This is a genomic window from Paenibacillus contaminans, assembly GCF_003285015.1.
Classification (GTDB): Bacteria; Bacillota; Bacilli; order Paenibacillales; family NBRC-103111; genus Paenibacillus_V; species Paenibacillus_V contaminans.
The window spans coordinates 1-17,590 of sequence record NZ_QMFB01000057.1; the positions used below are offsets into that span (position 1 = coordinate 1).

Consider the following 17,590-nt stretch of genomic DNA (forward strand, 5'->3'; position numbering starts at 1 on the left):
GCTTCGGCGCGTGCGCCGCGGGCTGCCGCGCCTACGTGGCCGCGGCCGGCGGCATTGCCGTGCCTGCGGCGCTCGGCAGCCGCAGCACGTACGTGCGCGCCGCGCTTGGCGGCCACGCAGGCCGCGCGCTGCGAAGGGGTGACGAGCTCCCGCTCGGCACCCCTTCGCAGCTGGCGCGGCGGCTGCTCGGCCGCTTGCGCGTAGCGCACGCGCCCGCGGCGGGACCGCGCGGGGCTGACGGCTCTGGCACACCGCTGTTCACAGCGGTGCCGTGGTACGTCAGCCCGGACGCGCTGCCCGCCTACAGCCGCGAGCCGGCGCTGCGGTTCGTGCGCGGCTGCGAATACGGGCGGTTCGACGCCGCGAGCCTGGCGGCGTTCGAGACCGCCGCATACGCGGTCGCGCCGCAGTCCGACCGTATGGGCTGCCAGCTCGACGGCCCGCCGCTGTCGCTCGCAGCGCCGCTCGAGCTGCTGTCGGAGGCCGTGACGTTCGGCACCGTGCAGGTGCCGCCTGACGGCAGGCCGATCATACTCTTGGCAGACAGGCAGACGACCGGCGGCTACCCGCGCATCGCACAGGTTGCCACGGCCGACCTGCCGGTGCTGGCGCAGGTGCGTCCCGGCGAAAGCCTATCGTTCCGGGAAGTCGCTCTTGAAGAAGCGGAGCGGCTCTTACTCGAGCAGGAAGCGCAGTTCGAACGTCTAAAGATCGCCGTCCGTTTGCGGCTGTCGGAATAAACGTGCCGAAATAGGAATACCTGCATTCCTATACGCGCCGACCTGGAGCTGCTGCTCCGGTCGGCGTTTTTTGCCCCAAGTAGTAGCCATCGCCTCTCACGATGCCATCGCTTCGCTTCCTCAAGTTGCCGCTTTCGCCCTCGCTGCCAGGCTACGCTTCCTCAAGTTGCCGCTTTCGCCCCGCCGCCATCGCTTCGCTTCCTCAAGTTGCCGCTTTCGCCCCGCCGCCATCGCTTCGCTTCCTCAAGTTGCCGCTTTCGCCCCGCCGCCATCGCTTCGCTTCCTCAAGTTGTTGCTTTCGCCCCCCGCCGCCATCGCTTTCGCTTCCTCAAGTTGCCGCTCTCGCCCCCGCCGCCATCGCTTCGCTTCCTCAAGTTGTCGCTCTCGCCCCCGCCGCCATCGCTATGCTTCCTCAAGTTGCCGCTCTCGCCCCCACCGCCATCGCTTCGCTTCCTCGAGTTGCCGCTCTCGCCCCCGCCGCCATCGCTTTCGCTTCCTCAAGTTGCCGTTCTCGCCCCCGCCGCCATCGCTTTCGCTTCCTCAAGTTGCCGCTTCGCCCCCGCCGCCGTCGCTTCGTTTCCTCAAGTTGCCGCTCTCGCCCCCGCCGCCATCGCTTCGCTTCCTCAAGTTGCCGTTTCGCCCCCGCCGCCATCGCTTCGCTTCCTCAAGTTGCCGTTCTCGCCCCCGCCGCCATCGATTTACTTCCTCAAGTTGCCGCTTTCGCCGCCGTTGCTTTTCGCTCCCACCAAGTAGTGGCTTAAGCCTTCGAGGGCTTAAGGCGGACTTCGACACGTACGCGTCGGTCTGACCACTCATTAACAGAAACTCTTCCGGGTGGTCCGTTTATCGGAGATTCTGTTGATTTATCCGAATGAGTCCACGCTTATGAAGCGATTCGGGAAGATTACCTTGCTTAGAAATAAATCCAACTGTATACTGAAGTCACGATATGTATACAAATGTATACAAACATGGAGGCGGGGCACCTAATGACGGACGATTTCCGCAAAAAAACGTTTAGAGGCGCTAAAATCGAAGATATGATCGTCGATATCGACGTGATGGCCAAAGCGTGCGAGGAAAGCATCAAAACGACCGACGATCCGCTAAGGCAGCGTTTTTTCGAAGGGATGAGCATCGCGTACACGACAGTCGGCTTGAAGCTTAAGGGAGCATTCGACTATATCGATCAGAAGCTTTTTGACGAAATCTACAATCAGGCCGCCAAAACGGACTATAAACAAGCGCTGCTCGATTACGACGAACAGGGCGCAAAGCAAGCGGGCGGCTGCTCGTTCTGCGGCAAAAGCGCCGGTGAAGTCAAGCAGCTCGTCCCGGGGCCGGGCGTGGCGATTTGCGGTGAATGTCTGGATTTCGCGAAGACGGTGCTGGAAGCCGGCGCCGGTCAAAACGATCGGCCGTAAAGGAGACGAAGATGATGGAGCAAGCCTCATTAACGATCGACCTCAATTGCGATATGGGCGAAAGCTTCGGCGTTTATGAGCTCGGAAACGATGCTGCGCTGCTTGACGTCGTTTCCTCGGCGAATATCGCCTGCGGCTTTCATGCCGGCGATCCGTTAACGATGCGCCGGACCGTGCGGGAGGCATTGTCGCGCGGGGTCGCGGTCGGCGCGCATCCGGGGCTGCCCGATCTTGCCGGCTTCGGCCGCCGCGAGATGGCGGTTTCGCCTCAGGAGGCGTACGCCATGACGGTGTACCAGATCGGCGCGCTGAGCGCTATCGTTCGCGCCGAAGGCGGTCGCCTCGGTCATGTCAAGCCGCACGGCGCTTTGTATAATATGGCGGCGAAGGATGCGGCGCTGGCCGAAGCGATTGCCGAGGCGGCGTACAAGACAGACCCGGCGCTCGTACTGTTCGGTCTCGCCGGGAGCGAGCTGATCCGCGCCGGTATGAGGCTCGGCCTCCGGACGGCGAGCGAAGTGTTCGCCGACCGGACGTACCAAGCGGACGGCTCCCTGACGCCGCGCAGCAGGCAGGATGCGCTGCTTCATGACGAGGACGAGGCGGCGGAACGGGTCGTGCGTTTGGTCCGCGCAGGAGTTGTCCGGTCGCAGCAGGGCGTCGACGTTCCGCTAACGGCGGAAACGGTATGCATACACGGCGACGGACCGCAGGCGCTGGCGTTCGCCCGCCTGATCCGCGAACGGCTTGAAGCCGCCGGCATTCAAGTGAAGGCGGTCGGGCACGGCTGACTTAAGCAAGGTAAAACGCTTATTACATTAGCAGGATCGGAGGGATGGCGATTGGCCGGAAATCAAGGTAATGCCGTGCAAAGAGTTCTTGTTACCGGCTTCGAACCGTTCGGCGGAGAGAAAATGAACGCCGCCTGGGAAGCGGTAAGACGGCTTGCCGGCACGAAGCCGGCTGGCGCGGAGGTCGCCGTCGTGCAGCTGCCGACCGTTTTCGGGCGGTCGATCGACGCGCTCAGGGAGGCGGTCCGCGAGACGCAGCCGGACATTGTAATTTGCGTAGGGCAGGCCGCGGGGCGCAAGGAGATTACGCCGGAGCGGGTGGCGATCAATATCGACGACGCCCGCATTCCGGACAATGACGGAGCATCGCCGATCGATAAGCCGATCATCCCGGGCGGACCTGCGGCATACTGGTCGACGCTGCCGATTAAAGCGATCGTCAGGGACATACGTCAGGCCGGCATCGCTGCCGCCGTCTCGAATTCGGCCGGCACATTCGTGTGCAATCATCTGTTTTACGGGCTGGCGCATCTGATCGCAACGGAATATCCGCAGAAGCGCGGAGGCTTCATTCATGTTCCGGTTACCCCGGAACAGCTTGTGGAAGGGTGCACGGAATTGCCCGGCATGACGCTTGATCATATCATTAGGGGGCTCGAGCTTGCGGTTGCGGCGTCCGTCCGCGTTGAGCGGGACATCGAGGAAGAAGGCGGACAAATTCACTAAGCATTTAACATGCGGGTATTATTTATAGCAGGAAATATTTATTACGTTAATGGGGGGTTACCCATGATCATTTCGTTAATAGCAGCCATGTCCCAAAACCGTGTTATCGGCATGGACGAAGCGATTCCGTGGCATATACCCGGGGAGCAGAAGCGGTTTAGAAACCTGACGATAGGCAAATATGTCGTGATGGGACGGAAAACATACGAATCGATCGGCAAGCCTTTGCCGCAAAGAAAGACGGTTATCGTTTCAAGGAGCATGGACGCCGCGGATGACCGCTGTACGACGGTGAAGTCGCTGGACGAAGCTTACGAATTGTTGAAAGACGAGGAAGAAGTGTTCATTGGAGGCGGCGGAGAGATTTACCGTTTGGTATTGCCTATAGCGGACAAAATCTATCTCACGATCATCGATGCGGAGATAGAGGGCAATATTTATTTCCCCGAATTCGACAGGGATGACTACATCATTACGTTTCAAGAGCGGGTACAGGCGGAAATTCCTTATACCTATTACACATTCGAACGGAAAAGATAGCATGACCAAGCAAAAAAATCGCGGAGCTCCTTGAGCCCGCGATTTTGGCGTGATTGATTGACATGTTTAATGCTTATTCACATGAATATCAACTTACACGTCCCGATTTCCCGGTAGACAGGGTGGACCGCTATTCGCAATCGGCTGCCTGAAGTCCCGCAAAATGTCGTTCGAGCCGATTCCGCACACCAAGTTGTCCGGAACACGGGCCTGAACGCCTATCCTTGCTTAGCCCGCCGCCTCGCGCAGCGCGTCCATGCCGACGCGGTCGATAAACTTGGCGAACTTCTCTTTTTTCTTCCCGTGCGCCTGAAAATGGCGGATGAGGCCAAGCACAACCGGAATAAGCCTGTCTTCGGGAACGCCGGAGAGCAGCTGCCGGCCAAGCGCGGCCTTTAAGGTTTTGGCTTCGCCGCCGACGAAAACATCGAACGTGTCGCGCATTTTGACGATGCCGATATCTTTGAGCAGCGGTTCTCCGGTTGCGAGGGCGCAGCCGGAATAGCCGATTTTGAGCGGGCTGGGCGTTTCGTGGCCGGCAATCGCCTCATCCAACGATCTGGCGACCGACAGGCCGGCCTCTTCCGCGCCTTTACAAAAATTGCACGTAATTAAGCTTTTCGTATAAAAGCCTGCGGGATGGATCTGCAGTCCTGCGGCCTCCAGCGCCGATTTAGCCGCCTCCGCGCGGTCTTCCTCCATCTCCACATATAACTGCTTGAAGGTGGTCATCTCCACTTTGCCCTCATCGCCGATTACCGAGCCGAGCACCGCTAACTGCTCCGGCCGGAACAAGGTTCCGCCGACCTCGAAGCCCGGCGTCACCGCAAATTTCATTTTCCCCATGACAATCGTTTCTCCCCTCTCGGTCAAAGTCGCATAAGTCCTTACGGCACCTTCACGACAAAAGGAACGGTGAGCACTTTTCCCTCATGCTGAAATTGGGCCCAAATTTTGTAGACGCCGCTTTTCGGGAATGTGGTCATAAACTTGGCTTCAGGGCCGCTCGCTTTCTCCTCCATCGGATGGACGTGCAAATATTGCTCCGCATCCTCCGTTAAAATAACGACATGGCCGACGGCTCCCAAGTATTGCTCAAGGTTCGTGATCGGCGATTTCGTCCGGTCATCCTTAATCGTAAACGTCAGCGTCGCTTCTTTGGACGCCTGCAGCTTGTCGAACGCAAGCGTCACTTCTTTGCCGTCCGCCGATTTGGTCAAGCTGTCGTCCGCACGGACGGGAACTTGTTTCGCGGCATCGCCGGCGACGTTGATCCATTCGCTCTTGGTCATGGCGCTTCCGCCCGTCGGGATAAAATCGGCAAACAGCTTATAGTCGCCGCCGGCAGGGAACTGGGTGGTCACATCGAAGCGGCCGTCCCCCTTATAATCCGGATGGATGTGGGAGAAGTACGACAAATCCTTGCTCACCGCGATTAAGTGCAGCTTCTTTTCATGATTGGTATCGAAGCTTTGGACCGGCTTCCCGGATTGATCCTGAATTTCGACGGATAAACGGATGTCCTGCTTGGCCTGCGCCTTCCCGTCGCCTGTTTTCCAAATCGCCTTGATGTCGTTCGCCGATATGGCCGACCCGCCGGCGCCATGCTGTCCATGTCCCTCGGGAGCTGTGCTTTGCACGCCGCCGTGAACGCTATGATCCTCCGTTTTGCTGCATGCCGTCAGCAGCGCTGCTGCAAGCAATACTGCGATTGTCACACGTTTCATACCTCAACCGCCTTTCGATATTGTTTATTCCAGCTTGCGGTTACGCCCGCTGTATACGAAGGGTATTCCGCGCGTCCTTGCCGTTTTCCGATGCCTGAGAGGGGGGGAAGGACGACGACCGAAATTGAAATGCCAGGGATTGCAATCGGGCGCCCAAAAACAAGTTTTGCCTAATATAGCTCCTTGCCATACAGTTCATCTCAGCTGTGCCGGAAAATGCCGTTTAAATTGGCACGTTTCAGCGTTGCTCCGACCGCTCGGCCTGCGTACGTTCTTGAATGTCGGAGAACTGTTGCTTCGTACGTCACATTTTTATGTAAAATTAGTATACCCCCCTACCGTATAAAACGTCAAGTGTTATTTAGTATACCCTTGTACCCTATATTTGAGACAACAAAAAAGGAACCCGGACGAGTTCCTTTCGCTTAAATTAAGCCGTTTATCCTTGTATGCGTTTATTTCATCAATTTATTCATGGTCGTAATAAGCTCCGTAATAACGGCGTGATCGCCTTCCTGAATGCGCTCGACTACGCAGCTTTTCATGTGGTGTTCCAAAAGCAGCTTGCCGACGCCGTTTAATGCGGCTTGAATCGACGCGATTTGATTCAGCACGTCGTCGCAGTACGTATCCTTCTCGATCATACCCTTCACGCCGCGAATTTGGCCTTCGATCCGGTTTAAACGGCTGATCAAATTCGATTTCGTTTTATCGGAATGATGGCTTTTGCGCTCGGACGTACCGCAATGTGTCGTTAGATCGTCGTTATGCTCCGACATCGGGCAACTCCTCCTTTACCCGTTCATTATACTATGGAGGCCAAAAGGAGCAAAGAGCCCGGCAAACGTCCGTCGGCCGCTATACCGGTCATGCCGGCTGCAAATGTTCCGGCCGCTTTGGTTTACCTGCGCCATGACGCCCAGCAAAGTCCCGGCGTATCCGTACGGAATGTTTCGATGTTGCCGTTGTCGGCCATCGTCACATAAACCGTCCGGCCGTCCGGTCCGCCAAACGTCAGGTTTGAGCAGCTTTTGCCGTGCAGCTCGACTTCGCGAACGACTTCTCCGCCGGGAGTCAGGATCGCGATCGTCCCTTTGCCGTAGCGGGTAACATACAAGTTGCCGTCGATATCGCAGCGCATGCCGTCCATGCCGTAGTCGGGAAACTCGATCAGCAGTCTTTTGTTGGCGACCGTTCTATCCGGAGAAAGATCGTAGGCCCAAATGCGGCGCTGGACCGTTTCGTTTACATACAGCGTGCGTCCGTCGGGGCTTACTTCGATGCCGTTCGTCGTACCCATGCCGGCTTCGAGCAGGGTTACGGCGCCGTTCGGATCGATGCGCCATATTTGGCCCGTGGACTCGCCCCAGTTCGGATCGCTTGCAAATACGTAATCGTCGCCGGATATAGCGATATCGTTCGGCTGGTTCATCGCAGGCTCGTGCGCATGTACGGAAATGGACTTCGTCCGCATGTTTACGCGAAGCACATTATGGTTCACATAATCCGCGATCAGCATGTCCCCCGCGCTGTCGAAGCGGATTCCGTTGCCCACGCTGCCGTTAGGCAGCTCGACGAATACGCTGCATACCCCCTCGGGGGTTACTTTGCCGATCGTATGCTGACGCTCGTAATTTACCGCATACACGTTCCCTTCGCCGTCGACGGCCGGCCCCTCGATCCCTTGCGTAAAGCTGCCGGGCTCCGTCAAGACGCTGCTTACATAAAGCGTTTCACTCATGGTTCAGGCTGCTCCTCTCATTTTGGATACGGTTAACCTCGATCGAAACGATTATATCATGGAAGCTTATGGGATGGCGGCATGTTTTTCGGAAACGGCCGATCGCGTCACATTCAGGTGGAGGAAGAAGTCATATGAATATGACGGAAGTCACGGTGACCGGGCATGTGACGGAAGTCACTACAAAAAGCGGCTTTTTCCCCATAGTATAGAGGGACATCTTGGTAATAGGACCAAAGGAGGAGATTGCATGCACATGTTCCGAAAATGGTTTCATTCCGTCCGTACCCGATTGGTGATCTGGTTTCTCGCGGTCGGACTTGTGCCGATGGTTGTCAGTACATCGATTGTTTATAATGTAACCGCGGAGGATCAGATAAAGAGCGAAGCGGCGGTATATCAGAACATGACCGAAAATACGGCGGGCGACATGCTCGAATGGATCGAACAGCGAATGAACGAGCTCATGCTGGCATCCAAGGACGAGTCGCTGCGGACGAACGACCAAGCGGCCCAGGTCAAATTGCTTACGACGATAAAAGGATTGTCACCTGTCAGCAGCGCGATGTTATTTATCGACCCGTCGGGGACGATCAAGGCGCATACGAGCCCGGACCGTATCGGCACCTCGCTGGCGGACCGGGAATATTTTCAAATCGCGATGAAAGGGGAGGCGTACGTTTCCGATATTCTCGTATCGAAAAATACGGGCAAGCCCTCGATCGCTTTGGCCATGCCGGTTATGGACGCGAGCGGCAAGCAGCCGATCGGCGTGCTTTCGAATACGGTCGAATTCGACGCCTTCGTCCAGCATTTCTTTAAAAATCTCGTAATCGCCAAAGGCGCCGGCACCCCGATCATGGTCGATAACAAAGGAGTCATTCAATATGCGAAGGAAGCGGAATGGGTCGGCAAGACGACGGCCGATGCGGCCTTACCCGACGGCCTTCGAAAGCTGATGAACGAGGAAAAGCCGGATGAAACGATCCGCGATTATACGAAGGACGGCGGCTCGCAATACGTTTTGACCTATTCGCCGGTCGCGGATACCGGGTATAAGCTGTATTTCGACATTCCTATTGAAGTGATGCTCGTTTCCCAAACGAAAGCGGAGCGTCTGTTCTTTACGACGATTATCGTTACCGCTGCGGCGACGCTCGTCATTGCATTCGCCATAGCCGTCGGCATCGCAAGGCCTATAGGCAAGATCGCCCGGCAGGTGAAACGCATCGCGGCCGGAGATTTGACGGCGGTCGAGCTCAACATTAAGAAAAAAGACGAGCTGGGCGGCCTGGCAGCCGATATCGACTCGATGACGGCATCGCTCAAACGCGTCATTTCGCATGTGAGCGAAAGCTCGAAGCAGGTGACGGAAACGGCCGAGCACTTGAATGCGAGCGCCGAGCAGACAAGGATCGCATCCGTACATATCATCGAGGTGATCGAGGAAGTGGCCGCGGGAGCGGAAACGGGGCTGATCGGCGCCGAGCAGAGTGCTGCGGCGATGGAGCAAATGGCGGTCGGCGTTCAGCGGATCGCGGAATCTTCGGCTTCGGCGGCGGATACGGCCGGCGGTGCAGGGCTTAGCGCGAAGGCGGGCAGCGAAGCGCTGCAGGCGGCAGCCGAACAGATGGACGCCATTCGCAAATCGGTGGGCGGCAGCGCGCAGCTGATCGAAGAGCTTGGCGCGAGATCGGAGGAAATCGAGCAAATCGTCGAGCTGCTTACGCATATCGCATCCCAGACGAATATTTTGGCGCTTAATGCCAGTATCGAAGCGGCAAGAGCGGGCGAGCACGGCAAAGGCTTCGCCGTCGTAGCCGGCGAGGTGAAGAAGCTTGCCGAGCAATCGCGAGTGTCGTCCGAGCAAATTGCCGACAGAATCGGCGGCATTCGCGGGTCGATCGGTCAAATCGTCGTATCGATGAAGGAAGGGGTCGGCGAGGTCGCCAAAGGAACGGAAGTGATGAACGAGGCGGGCGGCGTTTTCCGCGGAATCGTCGATGCGGTAGAGCAGGTGGCCGATCAAATCCGCGAAATATCGGCTTCGGCGGAGCAAATCTCGGCGGGAACGCAGGAGGTGAGCGCCTCCATGGGAGAAATGGTGGGCATCTCCAAAGCGTCCGCGAACGGCTCGCAAAACATCGTCGCATCGTCGGAGGAGCAGTCGTCGTCGATCGAGCAAATCCGCGCTTCGACGGACGAGCTGCATCGAATGGCGCAAGGCCTGCAGCGGCAGCTGACGTCATTTAAGCTATAGCGACAGTTTCGCGCCGCCGCGCGGCGCTTCGCCGCATGACGGCTGCCGGTCTATCGCGCAGGATTGTCCGCCGATTGAGCGCAATGTATTGTATTCTTTTTCCCAGTACGATAATATTGGTCTCGGGAGCAGAACGTGCGGACAAAAGCGGTTACCAAGGCAAGCGCAGGTCCATTTTCCGTTTCCAATCATTCCATTAGGGGAAGGATGTACGTACATGAAACTTGGACTAAGCTCATACAGCCTATCTAGAGCGATTAATGCGGGAGAAATGACAATTCTCGATGCTATTCAATGGATTGCGGATAACGGAGGCGAGCATGTAGAGATCGTTCCGATCGGCTTCGATCTGACGGATAATTTGCAGCTTGCGGAGCAAATCCGCAAAAAAGCGGGCGATGTCGGCATCGATGTCTCCAACTATGCGATCGGCTCCAACTTCCTGACCGAAGAGCCGGAAGCTTACAAAGCGGAAATCGAACGCGTCAAGAAGCAGGTCGATGTCGCTAACGCGCTCGGCGTTAAGCTCATGCGTCATGACGTGGCCAACCGTAAAGACCTGTCGATCAAGCAGTTTTTGAGCGAGCTCGAGCTGCTGGCAGCCGCTTGCCGTGAAGTGGCCGATTATGCGGCGCAATACGGCATTACGACGAGCGTGGAAAATCACGGTTATTTCATCCAATACAGCGATCGCGTGCAAGCTTTGGTCGAGGCGGTAGGCCGTCCGAACTTCAAAACGACGCTCGACATCGGGAACTTCCTGTGCGCCGACGAAAACCCTGTAAACGCAGTGAAGAAAAACCTGCCGTACGCTTCGATCGTACACATCAAGGACTTTTATGTGCGTCCGTCCTACCGCAATCCGGGAGCGGGCTGGTTCCAATCGACGGGCGGCCAATACCTGCGCGGCGCGATTACGGGCCAAGGCGACATCGATATGTGGGAAGTGCTGCGCATCGTGAAGCACTCCGGCTACAACGGCTACTTGTCGCTCGAGTTCGAAGGCATGGAAGAGTGCAAACAAGGCTCCAAAATCGGTTTGGAAAACATCCGCCGCATTTGGGACGAAGTTTAATAACGCAAAATTGGCTCGAGGCTTCGCCGTTTTTTGCGACTGCATGCGGGGAAGCTCGGGCGTGAGTAAAACGATATAAATATATTCATGGCAGGAGGATACGAAAAATGGCATTGACGAACAAAATCGGCATCATGGTGGACAGCCTGCGCATGCCGCTGCGGGAAGGCTTGAAGCGCTCCAAGGAGCTTGGCGCGGACGGCGTGCAAATTTACGCGGTTTCCGGCGAAATGGATCCGGCGAACCTGTCGGCTTCGGCCCGTAAGGAGCTTCGCAGCTACATCGAATCGCTGGGTTTGGAAATTTCCGCGCTTTGCGGCGACCTCGGCGGCCACGGCTTCCAAGACAAAACGGTCAATCCCGAAAAAGTAGAGAAATCGAAGCGTATTCTCGATCTGGCGGTCGAGCTGGGCACGAATGTCGTCACTACGCATATCGGAGTCGTTCCGAACGATACGAGCAGCGAAGTGTACGCATCGATGCAGAAGGCATGCGTGGAGCTGGCTGATTATGCGACAAGCATGGACGCCTTTTTTGCGATCGAAACCGGTCCGGAAACTTCGGCTCACTTGAAAAGCTTCCTCGACACGCTCGGCTCGAAAGGCGTATCCGTCAACTTCGATCCTGCCAACATGGTCATGGTAACGGGCGACGACCCGGTGCAAGGCGTGTACATGCTGAAGGACTATATCGTTCATACGCATGTGAAGGACGGCGTCCGTTTTGCGGAAGTCGACCCGCGCGAAGTATACGGCGCTCTCGGCTACGAGAAAATGAGCCACGAAAAGCTCGCCCAAATGGTGACGGACGGCAACATTTTCAAAGAAACGCCGCTTGGCGAAGGTAAAGTTAACTTCGACGGTTACTTCAAGGCGCTGCAGGAAATCGGCTTCAAAGGATATTTGACGATCGAGCGCGAAGTCGGCTTGAATCCGGAAGAAGATATTTTGAAAGCGGTCCGGTTTATCCAGCAATACAAATAAGCCGAACGAAAACGCATGGCCATTGACGGCCGTGCGTTTTTTTTGTTGTACGCAAAATAGGAGGCTGCAGCAATCGAGGTGACACTATACGCTGTAGTCCGAAAATGCCCGCTTGGGGCAAGGAATCGGGGGTCCTCTTATGTTGTAGTCCGAAATCGCTTGATTGGAGAAAGGGTTCGCCGATGTGCCGAGCCAAATAGCCGCTGCAAGTAGGCAAATTCGGACTCCAGGCGAAGAAAGGAATCCGGAATCGATTCCAATTGGGCGAAATCGGACTGCAGCGTTTGCAAGTGACAAGCAAGGAACGAGGTAGGTTTTTGGGGAGGGAAAAAGCGGACCGTTTTAAGCAAGTTTACCCGCATGGCGCTCGTCCAAAAGGAGGAGGGCTAGCCCTTTAACCTTGTAGCTTGTAGTCGGATCGTCCGAAATATGGTACGATTTGGACGGCCCCGTATCCGTCGATATGATAGTGAACGGTAAAAAGCGCACACTATATCCTGAACAGCTGAACGGTTACCTTGACATCGGCATTCTCGAAGGTATTAATGCGATCATTGCGGATACCGGCTACCGGTTCGAAGTGATGGTTGTCGACGAAATGGTCTTCGTTACGGTGTTGACGGAGCCTGAGCGCAAAAAACTCAAAGAAGAGCGCATGTTGATCTTTGACGAGTTGGAATAATTGGCCAAATGCGGCGGATCGCCGACAGACAGCGCCGCACCGCGCTTTGGGAGCTGCATGCCGCGCGATTCGAATAACCGACAGTTGTCACCGAACTTGTGCGCCGCCGGGAGCGGGAGTGCATCGGACGGGGAGTTGTGAAGCTTTAATGACGGTAAGGTATGTCCATCGTTTTTCTGTTACAATGGAAGCAGACTTTCACGTAAGGGAGTGAACTTCGTATGTCGATGACTTCGGCTTTGGTGATCGGGTTTATTGCCATCATCATTGTATGCGGATTGACCATATGGGTAACGAATAAAGCCTACTCTAAGAAATGGGATCAAAAGGATCATGATTGAAATAAAGCAATCGGAGCAGGTTGAAACGGGCTTGATTATATAAAAATGCGGCTTGCATCGTTATGCGTGCAGGCCGTTTTTCCGGTTGTACAAAGTAGGAGGTGTACCCTATGCAAAAGGAGCCTATGAACGGGCTCGACGGTAAGGCCTTGCTGGTCTGGCGCTGGAGCGGCGCAATCTCGACCCTTGTTTCGGCCGCGGTTTTGGCTGCATTAATCGTGCTTACGGTCAAGTTCGACTGGCCCGTATGGATATCGGTCGTTGCCGGGCTGCTTACGGTGGTGGAAGGGCTGCTCGTTATTTTGGTCGTTCCGCGGCTGCGGTTGAGCAGATGGCGCTACGAAATACGCGAACAGGAAATCGATCTGCTGCGGGGAATCGTCTTTCGCAAGCGGACGGTTATTCCGATGGTAAGGGTTCAGCATGTCGATACGCAGCAAGGACCGCTTATGCGCAAATACGGACTGTCCTCCGTAACGTTCTCGACGGCGGCGGGGCAGCATGAAATACCGGCGCTGGCGAACGAGGAAGCCGACCGGGTCCGGATTCAAATAGCGGAGCTTGCGAGGGTTAACGATGAAGACGTCTAGCGGCCGCAGGCTGCATCCGCTTTCCTTTGCGCTTGTATCGCTCAAGTTTATTAAAGATGCAATCATTCCCGTCATCGTCCTGATCATATCGAATGGCGCTAGAGCGGATGCGCATACGCTCTGGAAAATCGGCCCGCCAGTCGCTCTTGGCGTCGCGGCGATCGTCTCCGGGCTGCTTCATTGGCTGATGTTCCGGTATGAGGTGACGGACGGTCAACTGAAGGTATGGCATGGCGCCATCGTACGCAAAAAGCAGTTCATTCCGCTCGAGCGGATTCAAACCGTCGATCTGACGGAAGGCTTGCTGCACCGCATGTTCGGCGTTGTTCGTTTGCAGGTTCAGACGGCAGGGGGCAAAAAGCCCGAAGCGGTATTCGCGGCGGTAACCCGTGCGGAAGCGATGGAGCTGCAGCGGCTGCTGCGCCCGTCGTCCGCCGCCACGGAAGCGGCGGAAGTCGTGCAGACGCAGCGGGGTGGCGCTGCCGAAGCTGTCCAGGAGCTATCGGGACAAACTGCGGAAGCGCCGGATGCCGGCGCAGCGGGCAGCGGCGCGGAGAGGGAGCAAATGCTGCCGCCTGCAGAGCCGCAATTGCAAATGGAGGGGCGGCAGTCCCGCGTTTCCGCACACGCGCCGGATATGGCTCCTTCGCGCTCGTACACGATTTCGTTCAGGAGGCTGCTGCTGGCCGGAACGACGGGCGGCAGCATCGGCGTGGCTGTATCCTTGATCGGCGCCGCATGGTCCCAGTTAGACGATCTGTTCCCGAACGTTAAAGTATACAAATACATCGCCGATAATTTTCAACTCGGGATGCTGCCTGTGCTGATTGCGGCCGTTTTTCTTGCTGCATGGCTTATTGCGGTCGTATCGTCTTTGCTGAAGTTTACCGGCTTTACGGTGTATCGCGTCGGCGACGAAGTGACGATTTTCCGCGGACTGCTGGAACGCAAGCAGGTTAAGCTCGCATTGTCCCGCATACAGGCGATTCGGATCGTCGAGGAGCTTATTTGGCAGCCTTTCGGCTTGGCCGCCGTTCATGTCGAGAGCGCCGGCTACGGCAAGCAGAAAGGGGAGTCGACGCTGTTGTTTCCGCTGCTGAACCGTCGGGAGCTGCAAACGTTCCTGCGCGACATCGCTCCCGCTTTCGAAAGCGCGGTGGACGTTCAATTGAACCCGCTGCCGGCCGCCGCACGGCCGGGGTACGTGCTGAGGCTCCCGCTGTTATTTGCGGCGGCTACCGCCGTAGCATCCTATTTTACTCTATGGGGGCTCCTCGGCATTCCAGTATGTCTGCTGCTTATGCTCATCGGGGCGATCAGCCACAAAGACGGCGGATGGCAAACCGGGGAGCGGCTGCTCAAGCTCCGTTTTCGCCGGTTGACGCGGACTACGGTCATTGCCGAGCGTTCCCGCATTCAATCCTGCGATATTGAGCAAAATCCGCTTCAGGTGCGCCGCGGCCTTTCCGTTTTTCGGTTTGTAGTCGCCTCTGGCATGGCCGGAGCGCGGTTTTCGCTGCGGGGAATGCGGACGGAGGATGCGTATGCCGTAGTTGATTGGTACCGCCGAAGAAAAACAAAGACGGGCAAAAGCGCAGGCTCCGATGTTGAACATGTCAGCGAACCCGTCGTTGACGGAGAAAGCGGGCGGTTCGAACCGGCGCATGCCGAAAAGTGAGGCCAAGTGCTTTTTATCCAGCTGATTGCAGATATGAAAGCTCCGCACATGGACAGTTGCCGTTCGGCGTCCGTCGTGCGGATTTTTATTTTGAAGCGTGCGGACAAAGTTTGATACAATGGTTAAATAATCAAGCGGTCGCTTATGGAGCGTAGGGGGAGTGGTTGCATATGAAAAGCGTACTCGTGCTGGGAGGAACAAGGTTTTTCGGCAAAAGGCTGGTGGAACGGCTTATCGCGAGCCGGATCGACGTCACGATTTTGACAAGGGGCCAGACGCCGGATTCATTCGGGGATGCGGTGAAGCGGGTACAGGCGGACCGTACCGATCCGGAAGCGCTCGAGAAGGCGCTGGGCGGCGCTTCTTACGATGTCGTCTACGACAACATCTGCTACACCCCGGTCGAAGCGGAGCAAGCGGCCGAGCTGTTTGCCGGACGTACGGGGAATTATATCGTCACGTCGTCGCTTAGCGTTTATCCGTATGGCGAGCCGCGCAAGTTGGAGAGCTTTTTGGATCCTTACGCATACCCGCTGCCGGACCCTTATCCGGCGAAGCCCGACTACGCCGAAGGCAAACGGCTCGTCGAAGCGGTGCTGGCCAAAAAAGCGAAGTTCCCGTTCGCGGCGGTTCGTTTTCCGATCGTGCTCGGACCGGACGATTATACGAGACGGCTTCATTTTCATGTGGAGCATGTGCGGGACGGCTTGCCAATCGGCATTCCGAATCCGGATGCGAAGATGTCGTTCATTCATTCCGGCGAGGCCGCCGCATTTCTTGAATGGCTTGGGAGGACGGGGCTGGAAGGGCCGGTCAACGCCTGCTCGCTGGGAGAAATGTCTCCTGGCCGAATCGTCGCGGAAATCGAGAAAGCTACCGGCAAGCAAGCCGTCGTAGAGCGGCAGACCGAGCAGGCTCATATGTCGCCGTTCGGCGTGGCGGATGCCTGGTATATGGACACGGCTAAAGCGGCGTCCGCGGGATTCGTTTTTGAACGGCTGGATGAATGGATGCCGGCGCTTATCCGGGAGCTTGCGGCTTTGGACCGTCTGTGAAACGCTTGAGCCTTAGCGGGCGGCGTACCGTGCAGATACGGGCGAAGCTTGATTAAGGAGCGGCCGGGAGGCAACAATATCTATAAAATCCGCAAAAATGAAGAAAGAAGGGCTTACTCCTATGCTGGATCCACGATTAACGAAATTGGCCGACGTGCTTGTCAACTACTCGACCCGCGTTCAGCAAGGCGAGCATGTGCTGATTGAAGCGACCGGTATCGAGCCTCCGCTCGTAAACGAGCTGATTAAGGCGGTGCAGCAGGCGGGAGGTTATCCGCATGTGAAGCTGCGCGATCCTTCGGTTATTCGTCAATTGCTTATGGGTGCGACCGAGGAGCAAATACGGGTTTGGATGGAAAACGACCTCGCCGAGATGGAGAAAATGCAGGCCTATATCGCAGTGCGTGGCGGCAGCAATATTTATGAGCATTCGGACGTGCCTTCGGAGCGCCGGAAGCTGTACTCGTCGATTTACCAGCAGAAGGTTCATTTCGATACGCGAGTGAACAAAACCAAATGGGTCGTTCTCCGCTACCCGAGTCCGTCGATGGCGCAGCTGGCGCGGATGAGCACGGAAGCGTTCGAGCAGTTTTATTTTGACGTCTGCACCCTCGATTACGGCAAAATGTCGAAGGCGATGGATCCGCTCAAAGCGCTTATGGATACGACCGACCAAGTGCGGATCGTCGGGCAGGGGACGGATTTGACGTTCTCGATCAAAGGCATCGGCGCGATCAAATGCCCGGGCGGCTGCAATATTCCCGACGGTGAGGTATACACAGCACCGGTCCGGGATTCGGTAAACGGCACGATTACATACAATGCGCCGACGCCTTATGAAGGCTTTACGCATGAGAACGTGAAGCTGGAGTTCGTGAACGGCCAAATCGTAAAAGCGAGCTCGAACGATACGGATCGCATCAACCGCGTGCTCGACACGGACGAAGGGGCGCGTTATATCGGCGAATTTGCGATCGGCGTCAATCCGTTCATCCGCGAGCCGATGCAGGATATTTTATTCGACGAGAAGATTGACGGCAGCTTTCATTTTACGCCCGGCAACAGCTATGAGGATGCCTTCAACGGCAACCGTTCGGCCGTTCACTGGGACATGGTATGCATTCAGCGTCCCGAATACGGCGGAGGCGAAATCTGGTTCGACGGCAAGCTGATCCGTAAAGACGGGCGCTTCGTTTTACCGGAGCTGGAGCCGCTTAATCCGGAAAATTTGAAGTAA

Annotated in this window: 18 protein-coding genes; 13 read left to right on the forward strand and 5 right to left on the reverse strand. The window is 56.6% G+C overall.

Going from position 1 to position 17,590, the window contains the following annotated elements; translation table 11 throughout:
• The coding region (locus DQG23_RS40645) for a 5-oxoprolinase subunit C family protein (protein WP_113036773.1) at window positions 1-740 on the forward strand (740 nt) is incomplete at its 5' end.
• A 412-nt stretch (window positions 741-1,152) separates the two neighbouring features.
• Here DQG23_RS40645 and DQG23_RS40650 read toward each other — a convergent pair.
• Window positions 1,153-1,392: a hypothetical protein gene (locus DQG23_RS40650; RefSeq protein WP_113036774.1), complete on the reverse strand. Its 240-nt coding sequence runs from the start codon at window positions 1,390-1,392 to the stop codon at window positions 1,153-1,155.
• 337 nt (window positions 1,393-1,729) lie between these two features.
• On the opposite strand from DQG23_RS40650, the gene DQG23_RS40655 reads away from it, so the two are divergent.
• The 4 genes from DQG23_RS40655 (at window position 1,730) to DQG23_RS40670 (ending at window position 4,221) form a co-directional block, all read left to right on the forward strand.
• Window positions 1,730-2,164, forward strand: coding sequence for a ClpX C4-type zinc finger protein (locus DQG23_RS40655; RefSeq protein ID WP_113036775.1), 435 nt, complete (start codon window positions 1,730-1,732; stop codon window positions 2,162-2,164).
• An 11-nt stretch (window positions 2,165-2,175) separates the two neighbouring features.
• Window positions 2,176-2,955, forward strand: coding sequence for a LamB/YcsF family protein (locus DQG23_RS40660; RefSeq protein ID WP_420330279.1), 780 nt, complete (start codon window positions 2,176-2,178; stop codon window positions 2,953-2,955).
• A 75-nt stretch (window positions 2,956-3,030) separates the two neighbouring features.
• A complete protein-coding gene (gene pcp, locus DQG23_RS40665) occupies window positions 3,031-3,681 on the forward strand; it encodes a pyroglutamyl-peptidase I (RefSeq protein WP_113036798.1) in 651 nt (216 codons plus the stop codon).
• Between the two features lie 63 nt (window positions 3,682-3,744).
• Complete coding sequence (locus DQG23_RS40670; protein WP_113036777.1) at window positions 3,745-4,221, forward strand: dihydrofolate reductase; 477 nt, start codon at window positions 3,745-3,747, stop codon at window positions 4,219-4,221.
• A 228-nt stretch (window positions 4,222-4,449) separates the two neighbouring features.
• Here the strand turns inward: DQG23_RS40670 and DQG23_RS40675 are convergent, their stop codons facing one another.
• The 4 genes from DQG23_RS40675 to DQG23_RS40690 all read right to left on the reverse strand — a co-directional run bounded on the left by DQG23_RS40675 (window position 4,450) and on the right by DQG23_RS40690 (window position 7,689).
• On the reverse strand, window positions 4,450-5,067 hold the full coding sequence (locus DQG23_RS40675) for an NAD(P)/FAD-dependent oxidoreductase (RefSeq protein WP_113036778.1): 618 nt from the start codon (window positions 5,065-5,067) through the stop codon (window positions 4,450-4,452).
• A 41-nt stretch (window positions 5,068-5,108) separates the two neighbouring features.
• Window positions 5,109-5,948 (reverse strand): hypothetical protein, encoded by an 840-nt coding sequence (locus DQG23_RS40680; RefSeq protein ID WP_113036779.1) that lies wholly within the window; start codon window positions 5,946-5,948, stop codon window positions 5,109-5,111.
• A 455-nt stretch (window positions 5,949-6,403) separates the two neighbouring features.
• Window positions 6,404-6,727, reverse strand: coding sequence for a metal-sensitive transcriptional regulator (locus DQG23_RS40685; protein WP_113036780.1), 324 nt, complete (start codon window positions 6,725-6,727; stop codon window positions 6,404-6,406).
• 122 nt (window positions 6,728-6,849) lie between these two features.
• A complete protein-coding gene (locus DQG23_RS40690) occupies window positions 6,850-7,689 on the reverse strand; it encodes an SMP-30/gluconolactonase/LRE family protein (protein ID WP_113036781.1) in 840 nt (279 codons plus the stop codon).
• A gap of 250 nt (window positions 7,690-7,939) precedes the next feature.
• Here DQG23_RS40690 and DQG23_RS40695 point away from each other — a divergent pair, with 250 nt between their 5' ends.
• From DQG23_RS40695 to DQG23_RS40730, 8 genes are all read left to right on the forward strand, one after another.
• Window positions 7,940-9,949 carry a methyl-accepting chemotaxis protein gene (locus DQG23_RS40695; RefSeq protein WP_158560958.1) on the forward strand — a complete coding sequence of 670 codons (2,010 nt, stop codon included), beginning with the start codon at window positions 7,940-7,942 and terminating at the stop codon, window positions 9,947-9,949.
• A gap of 217 nt (window positions 9,950-10,166) precedes the next feature.
• Complete coding sequence (locus DQG23_RS40700; protein WP_113036783.1) at window positions 10,167-11,024, forward strand: sugar phosphate isomerase/epimerase family protein; 858 nt, start codon at window positions 10,167-10,169, stop codon at window positions 11,022-11,024.
• Between the two features lie 107 nt (window positions 11,025-11,131).
• Window positions 11,132-12,007 carry a sugar phosphate isomerase/epimerase family protein gene (locus DQG23_RS40705; RefSeq protein WP_113036784.1) on the forward strand — a complete coding sequence of 292 codons (876 nt, stop codon included), beginning with the start codon at window positions 11,132-11,134 and terminating at the stop codon, window positions 12,005-12,007.
• Between the two features lie 469 nt (window positions 12,008-12,476).
• Window positions 12,477-12,689, forward strand: coding sequence for a hypothetical protein (locus DQG23_RS40710; protein WP_146762486.1), 213 nt, complete (start codon window positions 12,477-12,479; stop codon window positions 12,687-12,689).
• A 451-nt stretch (window positions 12,690-13,140) separates the two neighbouring features.
• Window positions 13,141-13,620, forward strand: a complete 480-nt coding sequence (locus DQG23_RS40715) for a PH domain-containing protein (RefSeq protein WP_113036786.1) — start codon at window positions 13,141-13,143, stop codon at window positions 13,618-13,620.
• Window positions 13,607-15,298: a PH domain-containing protein gene (locus DQG23_RS40720; RefSeq protein ID WP_113036787.1), complete on the forward strand. Its 1,692-nt coding sequence runs from the start codon at window positions 13,607-13,609 to the stop codon at window positions 15,296-15,298. Before DQG23_RS40715 ends, DQG23_RS40720 begins: the two co-directional genes overlap by 14 nt.
• Window positions 15,299-15,468: 170 nt before the next feature.
• Window positions 15,469-16,353, forward strand: coding sequence for an NAD-dependent epimerase/dehydratase family protein (locus DQG23_RS40725; RefSeq protein ID WP_113036788.1), 885 nt, complete (start codon window positions 15,469-15,471; stop codon window positions 16,351-16,353).
• Window positions 16,354-16,474: 121 nt separating this feature from the next.
• Window positions 16,475-17,590: an aminopeptidase gene (locus DQG23_RS40730; RefSeq protein WP_113036789.1), complete on the forward strand. Its 1,116-nt coding sequence runs from the start codon at window positions 16,475-16,477 to the stop codon at window positions 17,588-17,590.